Below are 19170 nucleotides of genomic sequence, written 5' to 3'. Positions count from 1 at the left end.
GTTGTCGTCCCTTAACCGCGTGGGGTCGTAGCAGCCAGCTTCACAACCGAACCGGACGCGCCTTTGGCAGGGGCGACTTTCGGCAGGTTGCTGGCTTCCAGCGCTTGACGTTGTTGAGCGAGTGCCGCGATGGTCTGTTCGCTGGCCATTGGCACCACTTCAGGCGTGACCGGCGAGCCAGGACGAACCCGTTGCAGACCCTTGACGATGATCGTGTCGTCCTTGTTCAGGCCGGTACGGACGATGCGCAGGCCTTCGATTTTCGGACCCAGTTCGACGGCTCGGTAGGCGGTTTTGTTGTCCGCATCCATCACCAGTACGAACTTCTTGCCGAGGTCGGTACCGACCGCTTCGTCGTTGATCAGCATGGCGTTGTAGGTGCCGCTGCCGACCAACTTCAAGCGTGCGTACAGGCCCGGGGTGTAGGTGCCGTCGCTGTTATCGAACACCGCGCGACCACGGATGGTGCCGGTTTTCGGGTTGACCTGGTTGTCGACGAAGTTCATCTGGCCGAGGTGCGGGTTGCCGTCTTCATTGGACAGGCCCATGTACACCGGGGTCGTGGCGCCGCGTTGACCGTTGCGGGCGAGCTGGGTGTACTTGAGGAACACACGCTCGTCGGCGTCGAAGTAGGCGTAAACGCGGTCGGTGGATACCACACTGGTCAGCGGGGTGGTGTCGGCGGTCACCAGGTTACCGGCGGTGATCTCGGCACGGCTGACGCGGCCACTGATCGGCGCGGTCACGCGGGTGAAGCTGAGGTTCAGTTTGGCCAGGTCCAGTTGCGCTTGCAGGGCACCGACGGCTGCGCGGGCTTCTTGGGCAGCGCTGGTGCGCGAGTCAGCCAGTTCGGCGGAAATGGCGTTGCTGGCACGCAGACGTTCACCACGACCGGCTTCGTTTTCACTGCGAGTGGCGTTGGCGCGGGATTGGGCTACGAGGGCTTCGAGGCGGCGCACCTCAGCCTGGAACGGACGCGGGTCGATCTGGAACAGCAGGTCGCCTTTCTTGACCAGTGCGCCCTCAGTGAAAGCGACGTCATCAATCTGGCCGGAGACTCGTGGACGGATTTCAACGGTTTCCGGCGCTTCGAGGCGCCCGGTGAATTCGTCCCACTCGTTGACCGGTTGTTCGATCACCTTGGCCACGCTGACTTTGGCAGCAGGCGCGGTGGCGGCAGTCTCCGGAGTCTTGCCGCAGGCGCTCATCACCAGTACGGCCAGCATGGCCAACGGGAAGCGCAAATGTTTGAGTGACTGTTCCATGGATGCATCCGCCAATGTATTGAAGATGGGCGGATGATGCTCGGCGAGGTGTGATGGCACGAATCGAATGAAGCAAAGGTAACTATCATTCGGAATGATATAAGACCCGAACGAGCCCTCTAGCATGCACCTTTCGTTAGGTGGCTATCAATCTCTCTGAGGGCAATTCTGTGTTGCCCGGTGTGCAAAAGTCAGGAGCGAGGCTGCGCGGCGAGGATTACGCGGGGATTAAAAATGCCGAACCCGCCATGGCGGCGGGTTCGACAATGCGATCAGAGTATCGGCAACTGACCGATGCGGCCGATCATTTCCGTGACGATTTGCAGATCCAGCTGGAATTGCTCCACAGTCTTGAACTCGCCATCGGTGTGACCGGTGTATTTCACATTTGGCATGGCCAGACCGAATTGCACGCCGTTCGGCAATTCATGCACCGAGGTGGCGCCGGCGGAGGTGCCGAACTCGTGTTTCATGCCGAGATTTTCTGTTGAAACAGCCAACAGTGTCTTGACCCACTCACCCTCAGGATTGCGGTACATCGGTTCGTCGATCGAATAGTCAAAAGCAACGGCTATGTGGCTTTTCTTGCTCCAGGCAGCCAATTTCCCAGCGATTTCAGCCTTGAGTTTCTCCGGCGACTTGCCCTTCGGAACGCGCAGGTTGACCGCGAGTTTGAAGGCTTTGTCATCCATGCCGACGTAGGTCAGCGATGTTGTCAGCGGCCCCATGAAGGCATCGGAGAATCCGACCCCCAGCTTGTTACCGAGATAATCCAGACCCCAATTGTCGGCAGCGTAACGTGCGGCATCGGTGATGTGGTTGTGCTTGAACGCGACTTTGCCATCAAGGCTATTGATAAAGACCAGCATCCGCGCGACCGGGTTGACTCCGGATTCGGGCTCGGAGGAGTGCGCGGACACACCGGTCACGGTCAGTTTGACGTCTTTGCCGTCGACCTTGGTGCTCACCTGGAAATCGCCGCCATTGCGCTTGGCAAACTCGTCACCGGCCTTCTGCAGGCTGGCAGCCAGCTCCGCAGGCTTGTCGGTGACCAGGGTGGCGACCGATGCCGACGGAATCTGGTTGTTCGCCAGGCCACCGGTCATCGAGGTGATCTCCGCACCTTTGCCTTCACCTTTGCGCTTGGCAAAGTTGGCCATGACGGTGCCGTAGCCTTTCTCGGCAATCACCACCGGGTAACCACCATCCAGCGCGAGGTTGTAGTTCGGTGTCGGATTGCGTTCGAAGTAGTAAGGGATCGCGTCGCCCGTGGTTTCTTCGGTGGTGTCGACCAGCAGCTTGAAGTTGCGCACCAACGGCAGTTTTTCTTCCTTGATGACTTTCATGGCATACAGCGTGACCACGATGCCGTTCTTGTCATCTTCGGTGCCGCGACCATACATGCGGTCGCCGATCAGGGTGATCTTGAACGGATCGAGGCGGGTGCCATCCTTGAGCACCCAGTTTTCCGGCGTCACCGGCACCACGTCGGCGTGCGCATGAATGCCGACGACTTCATCGCCACTGCCGTCGAGGGAAATCTCGTACACACGGTTGTCGATGTTGCGGAATTTCAGATTGAATGACTCGGCAAGACTTTTGATCTTTGCCGCGATCTTGATGAATTCCGGGTTGTCATGCTGTTCGACACCGTCCTTGCGATACGTCGGGATCTCGACCAGTTCGCGCAGGGTTTCGGTGGCAGCATCGCTGTATTTCGCGCGCGTGTAGATACCCAACAGACGATAGATTTCGTTCTGCTGCTCGGCCGTCAGGCTCTTGTTATCGAGGTAAGCGCCAATAGCCGGGCCGATGTCGGCGGTTTTCGCCAGATCGCTCTTGCCCAGGCTGCCGAGGAACTGGCGGAAGTCTGTGGCTTTGTCGGCGCTGTAGGTCTTGAGAATTTCAGCGCTCTGCTGCGGGGTGATATTGGCTTGCGCGGGCGCCGTGAACACGCCAAGGCCGGCCAGCATCAAGGTGGTGGCAGCCAGTTTTTTGAAAGGGACATTCATTACGAAGGGCATTCCTTTGCAGGGCAGTGAGTTAGGCGTGTCTCAAGGTTGAGACACATACACTTACAACCTAACACCGTGCCAGAGCCTTGCGGGAGTCCTGAAAGGGGATGTGTCGCACAAAAACGCAAAAGAGGCGCACAAATGAAAAAGCCCGGGGACGGTTCCCGGGCTTTTTTATGGGTGCAATCAACTGACGATCAGAGCTTCGCCAATTCCCTGCGCCAGGCTCAGCAAAGGGCGGTTATCTGAAGATCTGCTCAATCATGATCCTGGCCGGGATGAATAGCGTGTTCGTGTAATAGGCCTCATACCCATAGGCAGTTATGCGAACTTTGCACGGGATTGAAGCTTGCGACGCCAGCAACGGTTTGATGGCGTCGTAGTCATTCAAGTCGCGTTGCGCGCCATTCGGATTGGTGTAGTAAAAGATCAGATCGGAGGAAAACTTGTAATTGGGCTCGGCCTGACTGCTTGCAGTCACCCGTCCCTCGGCTTTTATCGTGATTGAATGCTCGGATGAGAATTCCGGGTCTCGATTGAGAGAGCAGATCAGAGTCGGCGTCAGCTGACGGGCGTTTTCGTAGTCATTGAACGCGCGCTCCAGGTCCACAGTGGAACTGAAGTGCGCCGTGAACAGATTGTCAGGGCCCAGGCCGAATGACGATAACGTGAGGTCGGCGGGCGGGATGCTCGCCGTTTTTACACAACCGCCGCAGAGAAGAACGCCAAGGTAAATGACCGTGCGGAATCTGTTCATTGGCCGAAGATACCGTTGATTGAAGCAAAAATCAGATCGCAGGCGGACTTCGTCCCTTGCACCGGCTCTATAAACAGCCACTCAGCAGAAGCATGGTGTTTATCAATGGTTTTATTGCTGATCGGATCTGCCTCGATAATCGAAGTGACGTTTAGAGTGAGTTTGGTTCTATCATGAGCTGGCCTTCATGTATGCACCTTTCTGATAAATCGCTGGATACTGCTCTTATGAGAGACCTGCCACCTACCGCGACCTTGCGCGCATTTGAAGTTGCCACCCGGCACTTGACCTTTACGTCGGCCGCGCAAGAGCTACATGTGAGTCAAAGCGCGGTCAGTCATCAGCTCAAGCATCTCGAGGCCCTTTGGGGGGTGCAGTTGTTTGAACGTGGCAAGGCATTACGCCTCACAGCAGCGGGGGCTGCGCTGGCGCCCATCGTGCGCGAGTTTTTCATCAGCCTGGAGGCGACTTTGGGGGATTTGCGCGAGCAAAAAGACAGAGTTCGACTCAGCGTCAGCACTACCTATTCCTTCGCTCTCAAATGGCTGCTGCCACGCTTGCCACGTCTCGCTCGTCAGCACCCCGAGCTGCTGGTCTCGCTGGACACCACGGATAAAATCATCCACTTCTCTCACGGCCAGGCGGATGTTGCGATCAGGCTTGGCAAGGGCGATTACCCCGGTTTGCATTCTGAGTTCCTGTTTGGGGAGCAGGTATTTCCTGTGGCCAGCCCCGAACTGCTGCGGCGCGATGGGACACCACAGAGCCCCGCAGAGTTGTTGCATTTCCCGCTGCTGACGCGGGATGGTGCCGAACTGGTGCCAAAATGGGAGGTATGGTTTCAAGCCGTCGGGCTGGCTTATTTGCCGCTCAAGGAGAGCGTCAGATTTGGCGATACCAACATGACGGTCGAGGCAGCCTTGCTCGGCCAGGGCGTTGCATTGGTGCGCAGCGGGCATGTCGAGAACGAAATCAGCGATGGCCGTCTGGTGCGACTGTTTGATGTGCCATTCCCATCACCGCTGGCGTACTACTTCGTCTGCCCCAAGGGCATCGAAGCGCAACCGCACATCGCCAGCTTCCGCCAATGGTTAGTCAGCGAGGCACTGAAAGTCCAACGAATGGATGAGTGAGTCATGAGTATTCGTTCATGCTGTGATGAGGAGGCTTCGCTTTAGTCCCGGTGCCGCATTGCCTAAAGTGGCGCATGCCTATTCATATCATCTTCCTTGTGCTTTTCGCCGCGCTCCTGCATGCCAGCTGGAATGCGCTGCTGCGTAGCGGCGCCGATCGGTTGTGGTCCATGACGGTGATGTGCATTGCCATTGCCATCACCAGTGGCGTCGCCGCAGTGTTCATGGATCCCCCCGCGATTGAGAGCTGGGACTACGCGGTGCTTTCGGGCTTGCTGCATGTCGGCTACAACCTGTTTCTGGTGCGCAGTTACCGGGTCGGCGACCTGGGGCAGACCTATCCGATTTCACGTGGATCGTCGCCGGTGCTGATTACCTTGGGGGCCGCCGTATTTGCTGGAGAAAGCATCACGCCTGACGTGTTACTCGGTATTGCGCTGGTGTCAGGCGGGATTATGTCGCTGGCTTTCAGAGGGCGCAGTCTGTCGGTTCCCAGTCTGCCTTATGCGCTGGGAACGGGCGGCTTTATCGCAGCCTACAGCGTGGTCGACGGCATCGGCGCCAAGCTCTCCGGCGCGCCGCTTGCCTACACGGTGTGGATGTGTGCGCTGTGGGGCGTACTGATGCCAGTGATCTACATCGGCCTACGCGACACCCGCAGCTTGTTCTCCGTCCGGCCCGGAACAGTGACCGCGTTGGTCGGCGGGCTGGTCTCTTTGCTCGCCTATGCAATGGTCATCTACGCCATGAACGAAGCGCCCTTGGGCGCGGTATCGGCATTGCGCGAAACCAGCGTGCTGTTTGCGGCGTTGATCGGCTATGTGTTTCTCGGCGAGACGCTCACCGCGCGCCGGATACTGGCATGCGTAGTGATCGCCAGCGGCGCCCTCATCATTGGCTGATACAGCCCAACGGCTCAGGAGTCATGTTTCATGGTCAACGTCTCGCAGGCACCGCTGATTCTAATCACGGGTGGAAGTCGTGGAGTGGGGGCAGCCACCGCGCGGCTGGCCGCCGCAAGAGGTTATGACGTGGCGATCAGCTACGTTGCCAACGAGTCCGCGGCGCTGGCCGTGGCTGCGGATGTAGAAGCATTGGGGCGCCGGGCGTTGACGATGCGGGCCGACAGTGCGGACCCCCAACAGGTGGCCGATTTGTTCGCGGCCATCGACCGCACGTTCGGACGCATCGACGTCCTGGTCAATAACGCCGGGATGCTGGCGCCTCAGTCTCGCTTGGAAGACCTCGGCTTCGAGCGGATGCAGCGCATCTTTGCGGTCAATGCCATCGGGCCAATACTCTGTGCCCAGCAGGCGTTGAAGCGCATGGCTTACCGTCACAACGGCCCGGGCGGCGTGGTGATCAATGTCTCTTCGGCCTCGGCGCGCCTTGGCAGCCCCAATGAGTACGTCGACTATGCAGCGTCAAAGGGAGCCTTGGAGACGTTCACCATTGGCTTTGCGAAGGAGGTCGCACGGGAAGGTATACGCGTCAACTGTATTCGCCCCGGACATATCTATACCGAAATGCATGCCAGCGGCGGTGAGCCGGGGCGGGTCGATCGTGTCAAGGATTCGATCCCGATGGGGCGGGGCGGACAGCCTGAGGAAGTGGCACGCGCGATTCTATGGTTGGCGAGCGCGGAGGCATCCTTCGTTACCGGTACATTCCTCGATGTAACGGGGGGCAAATGAGTCAGTGGCACGGATCATCCACTACCTGCGTTCGGCTTGCCTCACCTTGCGACTCAAACCCGGTGTCTTGCCCGTGATGCGCTTGAATGCACGACTGAAAGCGGCCTGGGAGGTATAGCCCAAACGCTGCGCTACCTCTTCAATCGGTAGCCTTTCGAGGGTCAGCCACTGGCTTGCAAGCCGCATTCGCAGTTCGGTGACATAGCGTAGCGGGGCCATGCCAATCGTCGCCTGGAAGCGGTCCGCGAAGACCGAGCGTGAGGAATTGCAGTGCTTTGCCAACTGCGCAACAGTCCAGTCGCGGCCCGGTTGTTGATGGAGCGCAAGCAGTGCTCCGGCCAAGCGGGGATCGCGCAAGGCGGCGACCAGGCCAGAAGCATTGCCGCAGGCGCACTCGACCCAGCCGCGAACGACCATGGCCGCCACCACGTCGGCCAACCGCGCGAGGATACCGGCGAAGCCGACACGAGCGGCGCTTACCTCGCGCTCCATGGTGGTCAGGATCGGCACCAGCCCGGGGTAACGCTGGCCGCCGGCATCAATCAGCATCAGTCCCGGCATCAGCCGGCCAAGGCCATGGATACTGCCCAGCTCAAACTCCATACAACCACTGAACAGAATAGTGCTCGGAGTGGCGCTGGCATCGGTTCCGGTATCCACCGCGCTGACGGTGTCACCCAAGGGCGCACCGTCTAGATGATCGATGTCCTGGACAGGCGCGCCCTGATGGGAAAACAGTTGATGGGCTGCGCCATGGGAAATAAACACGGCGTTGCCGGCAGACAGCGCGTACGTGGTCCCGTCCTCCATCCGCAACACCGCATTGCCGACGGCCATGAAGTGGAACCAGGCGTGCCCAGTTTTTTCCGCGAAGCCCAAACCAAAGGCAGGGCCCGCCTGGATGCGCCGGTATTCAACACCACGCAGGCGCATGCCGCGCAACAGCTCGTTGATGAGGTCCGAGGAAAGAGCAAACTGATCTGCAGGCATCGTTCAGGTGTTTTAGTCAAAAAATAGAGACTTTGGATCATAGATCATCCGGATTTCGGCGCCTAGACTTCGGCTCTTAATGAAGATTGGGAAATCCGTGCAATGACTGACTGTGTATGTAACACCGTATCCGACCGCCCTTGCGGCGTCGGCGCGGACGTAGAGCCTGCAACCCCCGCGTGGATGGCAGTATTTTCGTTGGCAATGGGTGTGTTTGGGTTACTGACCGCTGAGTACCTTCCGGCCAGTTTGTTGACGCTGATGTCTACTGACTTGGGAGTGTCCGAAGCGCTGGCTGGCCAGGCGGTAACGGTAACCGCCGTGGTGGCGCTGTTCGCCGGCTTGTTGGTGCCAGGCCTGACCCGCAGCATCGACCGACGCTGGGTGTTGTTGGGTTTTTCGACGTTGATGGTCGCCTCCAATCTGTTGGTCGCCGTTTCCTCCAGCTTCGCGGTGCTGTTATTGATGCGGATCTTGCTGGGCGTGGCCCTTGGCGGGTTCTGGAGCATGGCGGCGGCGGTAGCGATGCGCTTGGTGCCGAGTGCCTTGTTGCCCCGGGCGCTGTCGATCATTTTCAGCGGCATTGCCATTGGGACGGTAGTTGCAGTGCCGCTGGGCAGTTATCTGGGCGGGTTATATGGCTGGCGCAGCGCGTTCTTTGCCGCAGCGGCGGTAGGCATGGTCACCCTGGCTTTCCAGTCGTTCACTCTGCCGCGTCTTGCGCCGCGCCGGCCGGCACGTCTGCGCACGGTACTCGAGGTGTTGCAGCGCCCGGGCATCGCCATGGGGATGTTCGGTTGTGTGCTGGTGCACAGCGGCCACTTCGCGATGTTTACCTATGTTCGGCCATTCCTTGAAGGGACTACCGGCGTCGGCGCGCAAGGGCTGTCCCTGATGCTACTGGGGTTCGGTGTGGCGAACTTCGTCGGCACGCTGTTGGCCGGCAGGCTGCTGGAGCGCCACCCGCTGGCTACTCTGGTGCTGATGCCCGCGCTGGTCGGCGTTGCAGCACTGGCGTTGGTGCTGTTGCCGGCCTCGGTGCCGGGGCAGGCGCTATTGCTGGCGGTCTGGGGCATGGCCTTTGGTGGTGTGCCGGTGGCGTGGTCGAACTGGGTCGCCAGCGCGGTACCTGATCAGGCGGAAAGCGCCGGAGGCATGGTAGTGGCATCTGTGCAATCAGCCATCGCCACCGGCGCCGCCGCTGGCGGTGCAATGTTCAGCCTCGGTGGCAGCGCAGGCGTATTCGTAGCAGCAGCCGTGCTGATGCTACTGGCCGCGTTGCTGATTGCCCTGCGTGTCCGCGTCCCTTCTGGCCATGGCGTTCGCCAGTCGAAGCCCGCGCTGCACCTTTGATCCGGTTTGCCAAACCGCCTCGATCCGTCCGTAACCAGGGACGCAGCCGTGTTATCGAGCTGCAAGCGGGGCGAACCGATCCTTTTCTGTTACTGAACTCCCACGCCGCTAATGGGCCAGTTGGATCGGGTCCAACTGGCGCAGAAGCCGGATCCAGAAATCTGGCAGGGTTGGGTCAGTGAAGCGGCGGCGAGGAAAATCGATGCGACGTTTTGGAAGATTTTCCAAGGCAGGGAAGCCTTTCTTTAATCGCAGATAGATTGCGCTGAGTTTGCCGATGTTCGCCGTTCTAAAGTGCGCACCGTCGCGGTCGATAACTCAGAGTACGCATGGGCTCTATCTCCTCATAACAATACATGCGACGTTCAGTGCTAGCGTTTCCCCTTGCCAAAACTATAAATATCCGCAGGTGAAGTCATGAATATCAAGCAGAAGCTGACCTGGGCGTTCGCAGCTATCGCGTGCGTCCCGGTCATCTTGGTCGCCGTTTTGGTAGTGCTGAATTTGCGAGAGGGGGCCCAGGCCAATTTTCTCGACAGCAGCGGTCGTGAGATCCGCCAGATCGACAATGGCATGAAGCAGTTTTTCGACGGCATAAGCCAAAACGTCGACTATATAGCCAAGGACCCGCGCGTTGTCGCGGCCAAAGACCTCAAGAGCTACGCGGGTGCCGAAGCTGCGCAAATTCCACTTACTCAGGCCAACAAAGAGCTGCTGGCGATATTTGACCAGTTCGCCAAAAGTCATCCGAGTACTGCTTACCTGTCCCTGGGTCTGAGTGACGGCGGCTACGCCAGTTGGCCGGACGACACCAAGCTGAACAACTACGATCCGCGCGTCCGTCCCTGGTACAAAGCGGCCATCGCCACGCCAGGCGCCACTGTGCGCACGGGTGCCTACTATTGGGCACCGGACGATGTGACGCTGATCGGCACCGTGCGTACTGTCGCCGACGCCGCCGGGAATATCCTGGGAGTGGTTGGCCTTGATGTATCGCTTAAACAGCTCACTGAACTGGTGCGCAACATCAAGCTGGGCGATAGCGGCTACCTGATGCTGGTGGAAGACAACGGTAACGTGCTGGTAGACGCCAGCGACGCGAAGCACAACTTCAAGCCTCTGGCCGACCTGGGTCCCAACTACGCCGAACTAGCCAAGGGAGGCGACGGCGTGACCCAAATCGAGATTGATGGCGTGGCCTACATGGCCAACGTGGTCAGTTCCAAAGGCCTGGGCTGGCGCTTTATCGGCCTGATCAAGCGTGATGAAGTGATGGCCGACGTCAGCCGGCTGACCTGGCTGATCGCCGCCATTGCCGCGGCATTGGCGTTGGTGTTCGCGATAGTAGGCGCCAGCTTTGCCAGCGTCATCGTGCGTCCGATTCGCGGCGTGGCCGACGGCCTGCAAGAAATCGCCGAAGGAGAAGGCGACCTGACGCGCCAACTCCAGGTGCAGGGCAAGGACGAAACCGCCAGCCTGGCGGGCTGGTTCAACCAGTTCCTTAGCATGATTGCACAATTGGTGCAACGCATCGGCAACGCCTCATCTGACCTGCAGACCGCGGCCGCCGACACTAGCGAAGTGGCCAACAACATGAACCAGGCTGCAGGTCGCCAGCGTGAGGCCGTGGAGTTGGTGAGCACCGCATTCAACGAAATGGTCGCTACTGCCAACGAAGTTGCACGTTCGTGCAGTGCTGCCGCGACGAGTGCCGACGAAGGCTACCGCGACGTACATGACGGCCAGCAGCACATCGGCGAAGCCACCGGCAGCGTGCTCAAGCTCAGCGAAGACCTGCAGAAGTCGACCCAGACCATGCAGTTGCTGGAGCAGGACAGCCAGAACATCAACACCATTCTCGATACCATCCGCTCGATTGCCGAGCAGACCAACTTGCTAGCGCTCAATGCGGCGATTGAAGCCGCGCGCGCCGGTGACCAAGGCCGAGGTTTCGCCGTAGTCGCCGACGAAGTCCGCGCCCTGGCTCGCAGGACAGCCGACTCCACCGGCGAGATCGACAGCTTGCTGGGCAATCTCGCCCGCCGCACCCAAGAGGTCACGCAGCAGATGCAAGGCAGCCTGCAAGTGTCCCACGCCAGTGTGGAACGCATTCAGCAGGCGCGTGACAGCTTCGACAAGATCCGTGGCTCGGTGGACTCGATCCGCGACCAGAATACCCAGATCGCCACAGCCGCTGAGGAGCAGCACCAGGTGGCCGAAGAGATCAATCGCCACATCGCGCAGATCCATGCCGATGCCCAACTGGTCGAAGGCTTTGCTCAGTCGTCACAGGCTGGCTCGGGTCGATTGATAGACATTTCCGGTCAGCTCAAAGGCCTGGTGGGTCGTTTCAAATATTAGTATCCCGACCCGAATGAAAACGGTGAGCGCTCACCGTTTTCACTCGGCCGACATACGCAGTTTTATTGCTTCCACTGTTCCGCTGAAAGCCTTAGACCGGTCTATCGAATAGCGGAGAAGACCCCTAGAGACTATCCGGATCGCCAAAAAACATCTGAATCCGCGACCGCAGCCACCGCTCACCCGGATCATTATCCTGCGACCCACGCCACGCCATATGCAACTCAAACGTACGCGTAGGCAACGGCGGATCTTCCGCGCGAACGCCACCAGCCGCCGTCAGCGCCTCCGCAGTGTAATCCGGCACGGTCGCCACGATGTCAGTGCCGGCCAGCAACGTACTCAAGCCATTGAACTGCGGCACAGCCAGTACGACATGTCGTTTGCGCCCCAGCTTCTCCAGCTCTTCATCAATGAAACCACTGAGGTCACCGGCAAACGACACCAGTGCATGCGGACGCGCGCAGTAGTCGTCCAGGCTCAACGGTCCCGGCACGGTATCGGCGCGCAGCAGTTTAGGCGCGCTGCGACGCAGGACCTTGCGCTTGGCGTTGGCCGGCAGGTCCGTGGTGTAGCTGACGCCAATGGAGATCTCGCCGGAGGCCAACAGGCCTGGCATCAATATGTAATTGACGCGACGAATCACCAGCACGATTCCTGGCGATTCGGCGCGCAGGCGTTTGAGCAGCATCGGCAGCAGGGCGAATTCGACGTCGTCGGACAAACCGATCCGAAATACCGAAGTGCTGGTGGCCGGGTCGAATTCGGCTGCACGGCTGACGGCGGTCGAAATCGAATCGAGGGCCGGCGAGAGCAGGGCGAAGATTTCCACCGCGCGGGCGGACGGTTCCATGCTGCGCCCGGTGCGCACGAATAGCGGGTCATCGAACAGGCTGCGCAGGCGCGAGAGCGCCGCACTGATCGCCGGTTGACCGAGAAACAGTTTTTCTGCCGCCCGGGTCACACTGCGTTCGTGCATCAATGTTTCGAATACGATCAACAGGTTCAGGTCGACACGACGCAGGTCATTACGATTCATCTGGAGTCCTGGCAGAGTCATCAAGCTTGACGAGAGCGGCCATATGAGAACAATGGCCGGCATGAATCTTACGGGGAAAGACTGGTACTCTGCACCGGAAAATTCAGCTTAACTGAGACGATGGCAGCAGTTTTTCACGGATTTTGCCAATGCCGCCCATACTGCGGAATCAATGACAGGCATGTCGACTATTAATAGCCACTGATAGTCTTGGGTCAAAAGCCCAGATAGAGTTCAGGGCATTAGAGGTTACTTTGACGAGGTTTGCGATGTCCCGCACGATCCGTTTTCACAAGTTTGGTCCGGCCGAGGTGCTCAAATGCGAAGAGCATGCGGCCGCTCAGCCAGGTCCTGGCGAAGTGCAGGTGCGTGTCGAGGCGATCGGCATCAGCTGGTATGACACCCTCTGGCGTCAGAATCTGGCCTCGTCTCAGGCGCGACTGCCTGCGGGTCTTGGTCACGAGATGGCCGGTGTGATCACCGCTGTCGGCGACGGTGTTGATGATCTGGCAGTGGGTGACAAGGTCGCCAGTTTTCCGGCCGAGAGTGCGAACGACTACCCGGTCTACGGCGAATCGATCGTGCTGCCGCGTACTGCGCTGACCCGTTATCCGGATGTGCTCAGCCCGATCGAAGCCAGCGTGCACTACACGCCGCTACTGATCGCCTACTTTGCCTACGCCGATCTGGCGCGGGTCAAGCCGGGTCAATTCGCTCTGGTCACTGACGCCAGCCATTGCGCCGGTCCTTCGTTTGTCCAGTTGGGTAAGGCAATGGGTGTGCGGGTGATTGCCGCGACCAAAGAAGCCGAAGAACGCGAGTACCTGCTGTCCCTTGGTGCAGAAAAGGTCATCGTCACCGAAGAGGAAGATCTGTTGATGCGAATCAACAAGATCACCGACAACCGTGGTGTCGACGTGGTGTTCGACGGCCTCGGCGGGCCGCAGATGTCGCTGCTTGGCGATGTGCTGGCGCCGCGTGGCAGCCTGGTGCTGTACGGTTTGCAGGGCGGCAACCAGACGCCGTTCCCGGCCTGCGCAGCGTTCCAGAAGAACATCCAGTTCTTCGTGCATTGCATCGGCAACTTCACCGGCAAGCCGGAACTGGGCATCACTCAGGATCACGTCGCTTTGCAACGTGCCTTGCGTGACATCAACCAGTTGACCGCTGACCGCGTGCTGCTGCCCCTCAAGACCCGTGTATTTCCGTTCAACGAGTTCGTCGAAGCGCATCGCTACATGGACGAATGCCCTTGTCGCGAACGGGTTGCTCTGCAAGTCGAACCGGCGTAAGCCTTGTAATCAGAGTCCGTGGCCCCACGGACTCTTGTGCGTTTATCCTACCGTGTAAAACAGAGACTCCGAGAGCTGCACCCGACGCCGTTCAGCAACTGAACTGGTTTTTGCTCTCGATCTGTATCTTCTAATCACAACATAAGCCCTGATAATTGAATGATTACTTTCATCTCAAGGAATGAGCCATGACTGTGCATTCAATTCGTCCCTCACATTATCAAACGGCTAAAACTGTTGATCGCACCAACTTCTGTTTAATTGTTGTAGGGCTATTCCGAAACCGCGTCTCTTTTTCTTGTACTCACTTGTCGTGGGATGTTGTGGGAAGTTTCCTAGGAAGATTTAATTCTAGAAAATCCCTAGCATTTACAGAGGGTTGACACTGCCTTTCGGTGGTAGGCTGGCTTTCTTGAACTCAAGTGTTTCAAATAACTACAATTTTGTAAGTGTTAGCATTTGAGCGTCTATTACTTATTGATGAATTGTCGTGCGGCTAATGTTTTGTCTGCATGCCATGAAACTTTTGATACCGGGTAAATACCGATGAGCACTATCCATGATCAGGCAATGAATTACGTCTACCAGCAAGTCTTGCAGCGCCTGCTGAGTTTCTTCTCTCGCGCAGAGCGCACGGCATTGCAGTTGCTGATCCAGCGGCTGGCCGTCGCTGCTGGCGGCATGGAGAACATCGGTCATTTCAAAGTGCTGGTGAACCAGTCCGGGGCGCGTGACAGCTGTTATACGCTGGCTTTGTTGCGGGCTGCGCAGCTGACTATCGCCGGGCGGGCCCCCGCAACCTTTCAATTGCGTGTAGCGACCCTGCGTTGGAACGGCAACACTCAAACGGCACTGCAGAACATGCATCGCAGCTTCAGTGCGCTGTTCCTGTATGACGATCCTCGGGTCGAGCTGATGATGGTCGATCATCGCCAGGTTTTGCCGTTCGACCATCAGGCACCACTCAGCGACGAGGGGCGTGAAGCCCATCGCGTGAATTTGCTGGTGCTTGGTCATCGCCGAACGTTCAACGAACCGCTCGAATTGTGGGATGACGCCTATCTGGCTACCGCTGAGTTCTACGGTCAGATCGCTCGCTGGAACAGTGGTGTTGATGCAATGATCGGTAGCGAGCCCCCACAGCGCCAGAAGCACTTCCTCGACGGATTGAGTCGAGCAGTACAGAAAGCGGCAATCTCCGGACCACTGCTCAATACCTCGGGCTTTGAAATGCTGTTCCCTGTGCTCGATGGCCTGGGGGGTGATTATTATCGCGAGTTCTACACCGACGAAGATCGCGTGACGTGGCGGCCCGAAGGGCAGTTCGAGGCCTGTCGGCGTACCGGTTTCATCAATATCAACGACATGATCGTCGGCAAACTGGAAGAGCGCTGGCCTTTGCTCAGCGACTTTCTGGGATTCCAGGCAAATGACCAGAGCCTTTATCAAAATGACGACGAATACGCAGAGCCCTTGGTCGCGGCGCATTTGCGTGGTTTGCAGGCGCAGTTCATCGAAGGTCGCACGTATGAGGATGGAATCGGCAAATACCTGCAGAACCGCTTGATGGAGATGCGGCGCAAGCAGGTGCCCGAACCGCTGTGCGAACAGTTGCTCAGCAGTTTTGGTGACCTTGAAGATCCCAAGCACTTGCGTATGCAGGCAGAGGCCAGTTTGTTGGCGAGTTTCGATCTGAACGAAGCGCAGTTGACGTGTCTGTTGTTTGCACCGTTTATAGATAGCGGTGCCGGGCTCGAAAGGTTCCTGCGCAATTGTCATCCCGGGATGTTGGTGGCGATGCCTGATCTGCATCGGGCCATGCAGGGCCTCAATGCGCCGGAACAGGTCCTGAAGTGGATGACCGATGTCAGCGGTTTGCCGGTCGCGATGATTGTTCGTCTTTACGCAACGGGGCCCATTCGCATGCCGGCAACCAGCGAAGGCGCTGCGGATGACGCAAATCTGAACGAGGCGGGTCGCGGGGCGACAGTCGATCGGTCGGCGGAAGGCTGAACGTGAGCCATCTGCCAGTTTTTGTATCCCGGCCAATGGCTGCGGGGTCGTGAAGGCTCAGGAAACCGACTTCGTTTATCAGGCGGTTTACCGCTACCTGACGCAACTGATCGACGAAGCGGGGAGCAGTTCGGCAGTGCGCCTGCCTTCGTTGCGGCAGTTGGCTGACCGACTGAATGTGTCCATTTCGACCGTTCAGTACGCCTATGCACTGCTGGAAAAGGAAAACAGGGTCTATTCGATCGCCAAGTCCGGGTATTACGCGCAGGCGCTACCCACGATCGAGTTGCCCGGTAGTGGCAATGACTTGCTTGAGACGGTCTACGTCAACGCCCGCCGCCCGGGCATGTGTGTGTTGAGCGCCGACGATCCGGCGACCTTGCAACCGCTGGACAGTCCGCTGTTGATGCTTGAGCGGGAACTGCTGCGGCAATATCCCCGACAACCACAATTGCTGTTGCAACCTTGCGGTGATCTGGAACTGCGCACAGTGCTTGCGGCGCGCTACACCTCGTCAACGACGAATTGCTGGCATGCGGATGATGTCTATGTCGGTGCCGATCTACGCGGTGTGCTTGAGATACTCATCTCGGTGCTTGAGTTGCGCGGCGCCACGGTCGTGGTTGAATCGCCCTGTGACTGGATAATCCTGCGTCTGCTGGAAACTGCCGGGGTGCGGGTTATCGAGTTGCCGCTACTGGAGGGGGGAGTGATCGATCCGCAACGGCTGGAGTCATTGCTTAAAAGCGAGCCGGTGCGATTGATTCTTCTGTCCTCGGTATTGAGCATGCCTCACGGTAGCCTGCTGTCTCAGGCCAATCGGCAAACGGTTGCACATTTGCTCGGGTGTCATGGCACCTGGGTGCTGGAAAACGACTGCTACAGCGAACTCGACGAAGCGGTCGGCACCGATCGCTTGCGCGACTGGCTGGACCCTGATCGTTTGTTGATATTTTCAACGTTCGAGAAATTCATCGGTGCGGAGGCTCCTTTTGGTTATGTCCTGTCACACCATTGGCGAAGTGAGCTGCAGCGCCACTTTCTGCTGCGAGCATTTCGCTTGTCGCCTATTCGCCAGAAGGCAATTGCCAGGCTGTTGGCTGGCGGTCGCCTGGATCAGCATTTGTCCGTACTCAGACGTATGCTCAGAGAGCGCCGCACGCCCCTGATTCAGCTACTGCGCGAGCGTCTGGGCGATGTATTGCAAATTGTCGAGCCGCAGGGAGGGGCGACGATCTGGGCGCGCTCACTACGTCCGGTGGATATGGGGAACGTTTTTCATCGCCTGCTCAAGCAACAGATCATTATTGCGCCCGGTGAGTTGTTCAGTCTGCAAGGGTTGCATACGCACCATTTGCGTTTGAGCCCGCTGTTCAATGGTGACCATGACTTGGTCAGCGTCGCCGGGTTGCTGGGCGAAGCGTTGCGGCTGGCGCCGTCAGACTAACGTTAAAAAACATCGGAAGTGCCGCGGATAGATACCATCGCGCTGCGGTCAAACTGCCAGTAAACTGCGCTCTATTCCTGAACCACTCTATTTCAGAGGTTTTGCATGACACTCAGTCCTTTTGCGGGCAAACCGGCACCGGCAGAATTGTTGGTCGATATCCCGCGACTGGTAACGGCTTATTACACCGGTCAGCCTGACGCTTCCATTTCCACGCAACGTGTGGCGTTCGGTACTTCCGGGCATCGGGGCAGTTCCTTCGACTTGAGTTTCAATGAATGGCATGTTCTGGCCATCAGTCAGGCGATCTGTCTGTACCGTGAAGCCCAAGGGATCACCGGACCGCTGTTTGTCGGCATCGACACACACGCGCTGTCGACCCCGGCCGGGGCCAGCGCGCTGGAAGTATTGGCGGCCAACGGTGTGACCGTAATGATCGCCGAAGGGGATGAATACACGCCAACGCCCGCTATTTCCCACGCCATTCTGTGCTACAACCGTGGCCGTACTTCGGGCCTGGCCGATGGCGTTGTCATAACGCCGTCGCACAACCCGCCGCAAAGCGGTGGCTACAAATACAACCCAACCAACGGCGGCCCGGCCGACACCCACATCACCAAGTGGATCGAAGCCAAGGCCAACGAACTGCTGGCCAATAAGCTGGCAGGGGTTAAACGCATCAGCTACGAGCAAGCCCTCAAGGCCAGCACCACCCATCGTCACGACTACGTGAATACCTACGTGGCCGACCTGATCAACGTGATCGACTTCGACGCCATTCGTGACGCCAAACTGCGCCTGGGCGTTGATCCGCTGGGTGGAGCAGGGGTGCGCTACTGGTCGGCAATTGCCGAGCATTACCGTCTGGACCTGGACGTGGTGAACAAGGAGGTCGATTCGACCTTCCGTTTCATGACCGTCGACTGGGATGGCCAGATTCGGATGGACCCATCGTCGAGCCACGCGATGCAGGGGCTGATCGGCCTGAAAGAGCGCTTCGATGTCGCTTTCGCCTGCGACCCCGATCACGACCGCCACGGCATCGTGACGCCGTCCGGTGGTTTGCTCGCGCCGAACAACTATCTGGCGGTGTCGATCGATTACCTGTTCCAGAACCGCCCGCAGTGGCGCGCGGATGCTGGCGTGGGTAAAACCGTGGTCAGCAGTGGTTTGATCGATCGCGTGGCCAAGCGTCTGGGTCGTCGTCTGTACGAAGTCCCGGTCGGTTTCAAATGGTTCGCTGACGGCCTGTTCGATGGTTCGTTGGGTTTCGGCGGCGAAGAGAGCGCCGGCGCATCGTTCCTGCGCAAGGATGGTGGCGTCTGGAGCACCGACAAGGACGGTCTGATCCCGGCCTTGCTCGCCGCCGAAATGACCGCACGCACCGGCCGCGATCCGAGCCAGGCCTACAAGGCATTGACCGATGAGCTGGGCGAGCCGTTCTCGGTACGCGTCGATGCCAAGGCCAATCCGGAGCAGAAAGCACTGCTGAGCAAGTTGTCGCCTGACCAGGTCACTTCGACCGAACTGGCTGGCGAGAAAATCCAGAGCATTCTTAGCCATGCACCGGGCAATGATCAGGCGATTGGCGGTCTTAAGGTGATGACGGAAAACGGCTGGTTCGCCGCGCGTCCGTCGGGCACCGAAGACATCTACAAGATCTACGCTGAAAGCTTTATCAGTGACGACCACCTCAAGCAATTGGTCGTTGAAGCGCAGACACTGGTGGATGGCGCCATCTCCAGCAAGTGATGCTCACCAGCGCATGAAAAAAGGGGCAACCGAGATGGTTGCCCCTTTTTTTTGTCCTG

13 protein-coding genes and 2 pseudogenes are annotated in these 19170 nt (G+C 58.6%); 10 read left to right on the top strand and 5 right to left on the bottom strand.

Going from position 1 to position 19170, the window contains the following annotated elements:
* Positions 1-11: 11 nt before the first annotated feature.
* From mexE to CKW17_RS18070, 3 genes are all read right to left on the bottom strand, one after another.
* A complete protein-coding gene (gene mexE / locus CKW17_RS18080) occupies positions 12-1265 on the bottom strand; it encodes a multidrug efflux RND transporter periplasmic adaptor subunit MexE (protein WP_095120869.1) in 1254 nt (417 codons plus the stop codon).
* Positions 1266-1537: 272 nt separating this feature from the next.
* Positions 1538-3277, bottom strand: coding sequence for a dipeptidase (locus tag CKW17_RS18075; RefSeq protein WP_095120868.1), 1740 nt, complete (start codon positions 3275-3277; stop codon positions 1538-1540).
* Positions 3278-3521: 244 nt separating this feature from the next.
* Entirely contained in the window at positions 3522-4037 is a 516-nt protein-coding gene (locus CKW17_RS18070; RefSeq protein WP_095120867.1) for a hypothetical protein, read from the bottom strand.
* Positions 4038-4264: 227 nt separating this feature from the next.
* Between CKW17_RS18070 and gcvA the strand changes: the two genes are divergently transcribed.
* The 3 genes from gcvA (at position 4265) to CKW17_RS18050 (ending at position 6864) form a co-directional block, all read left to right on the top strand.
* Positions 4265-5170, top strand: a complete 906-nt coding sequence (gene gcvA / locus CKW17_RS18060) for a transcriptional regulator GcvA (RefSeq protein WP_095120866.1) — start codon at positions 4265-4267, stop codon at positions 5168-5170.
* Between the two features lie 74 nt (positions 5171-5244).
* Positions 5245-6072 carry a DMT family transporter gene (locus tag CKW17_RS18055; RefSeq protein ID WP_095120865.1) on the top strand — a complete coding sequence of 276 codons (828 nt, stop codon included), beginning with the start codon at positions 5245-5247 and terminating at the stop codon, positions 6070-6072.
* A gap of 30 nt (positions 6073-6102) precedes the next feature.
* Positions 6103-6864, top strand: a complete 762-nt coding sequence (locus tag CKW17_RS18050) for an SDR family oxidoreductase (protein ID WP_095120864.1) — start codon at positions 6103-6105, stop codon at positions 6862-6864.
* A gap of 21 nt (positions 6865-6885) precedes the next feature.
* On the opposite strand, the gene CKW17_RS18045 is transcribed toward CKW17_RS18050, so the two are convergent.
* Positions 6886-7854, bottom strand: a complete 969-nt coding sequence (locus CKW17_RS18045; protein ID WP_095120863.1) for an AraC family transcriptional regulator — start codon at positions 7852-7854, stop codon at positions 6886-6888.
* A gap of 102 nt (positions 7855-7956) precedes the next feature.
* Here CKW17_RS18045 and CKW17_RS18040 point away from each other — a divergent pair, with 102 nt between their 5' ends.
* The 3 genes and pseudogenes from CKW17_RS18040 to CKW17_RS30800 all read left to right on the top strand — a co-directional run.
* Positions 7957-9207 carry an MFS transporter gene (locus CKW17_RS18040; RefSeq protein WP_095120862.1) on the top strand — a complete coding sequence of 417 codons (1251 nt, stop codon included), beginning with the start codon at positions 7957-7959 and terminating at the stop codon, positions 9205-9207.
* Positions 9208-9624: 417 nt separating this feature from the next.
* A pseudogene (locus CKW17_RS30805) lies at positions 9625-10704 on the top strand (cache domain-containing protein); the annotation flags it as partial.
* A 327-nt stretch (positions 10705-11031) separates the two neighbouring features.
* Positions 11032-11568: pseudogene (locus CKW17_RS30800) on the top strand (methyl-accepting chemotaxis protein); the annotation flags it as partial.
* A gap of 124 nt (positions 11569-11692) precedes the next feature.
* Here the strand turns inward: CKW17_RS30800 and CKW17_RS18030 are convergent.
* Positions 11693-12607 carry a LysR family transcriptional regulator gene (locus CKW17_RS18030; protein WP_007914920.1) on the bottom strand — a complete coding sequence of 305 codons (915 nt, stop codon included), beginning with the start codon at positions 12605-12607 and terminating at the stop codon, positions 11693-11695.
* A gap of 269 nt (positions 12608-12876) precedes the next feature.
* Between CKW17_RS18030 and CKW17_RS18025 the strand changes: the two genes are divergently transcribed.
* The 4 genes from CKW17_RS18025 to pgm all read left to right on the top strand — a co-directional run bounded on the left by CKW17_RS18025 (position 12877) and on the right by pgm (position 19111).
* Entirely contained in the window at positions 12877-13899 is a 1023-nt protein-coding gene (locus CKW17_RS18025) for a zinc-dependent alcohol dehydrogenase family protein (protein WP_016983050.1), read from the top strand.
* A gap of 546 nt (positions 13900-14445) precedes the next feature.
* Positions 14446-15912 carry a hypothetical protein gene (locus tag CKW17_RS18020; RefSeq protein WP_095120860.1) on the top strand — a complete coding sequence of 489 codons (1467 nt, stop codon included), beginning with the start codon at positions 14446-14448 and terminating at the stop codon, positions 15910-15912.
* A 49-nt stretch (positions 15913-15961) separates the two neighbouring features.
* Positions 15962-17359 carry a PLP-dependent aminotransferase family protein gene (locus CKW17_RS18015; RefSeq protein ID WP_256586253.1) on the top strand — a complete coding sequence of 466 codons (1398 nt, stop codon included), beginning with the start codon at positions 15962-15964 and terminating at the stop codon, positions 17357-17359.
* A gap of 105 nt (positions 17360-17464) precedes the next feature.
* The gene (pgm, locus tag CKW17_RS18010) at positions 17465-19111 is read left to right on the top strand and encodes a phosphoglucomutase (alpha-D-glucose-1,6-bisphosphate-dependent) (protein WP_095120858.1); all 1647 of its coding nucleotides are present in this window, start codon (positions 17465-17467) and stop codon (positions 19109-19111) included.
* Positions 19112-19170 lie beyond the last annotated feature (59 nt).

Origin of the sequence: Pseudomonas sp. Irchel s3f10, assembly GCF_900187515.1 — a bacterium.
In the GTDB taxonomy this organism is placed as follows: domain Bacteria; phylum Pseudomonadota; class Gammaproteobacteria; order Pseudomonadales; family Pseudomonadaceae; genus Aquipseudomonas; species Aquipseudomonas tensinigenes.
Note: the sequence above shows the minus strand (reverse complement) of the source record. Positions and strands in the feature narration are given on the sequence as shown.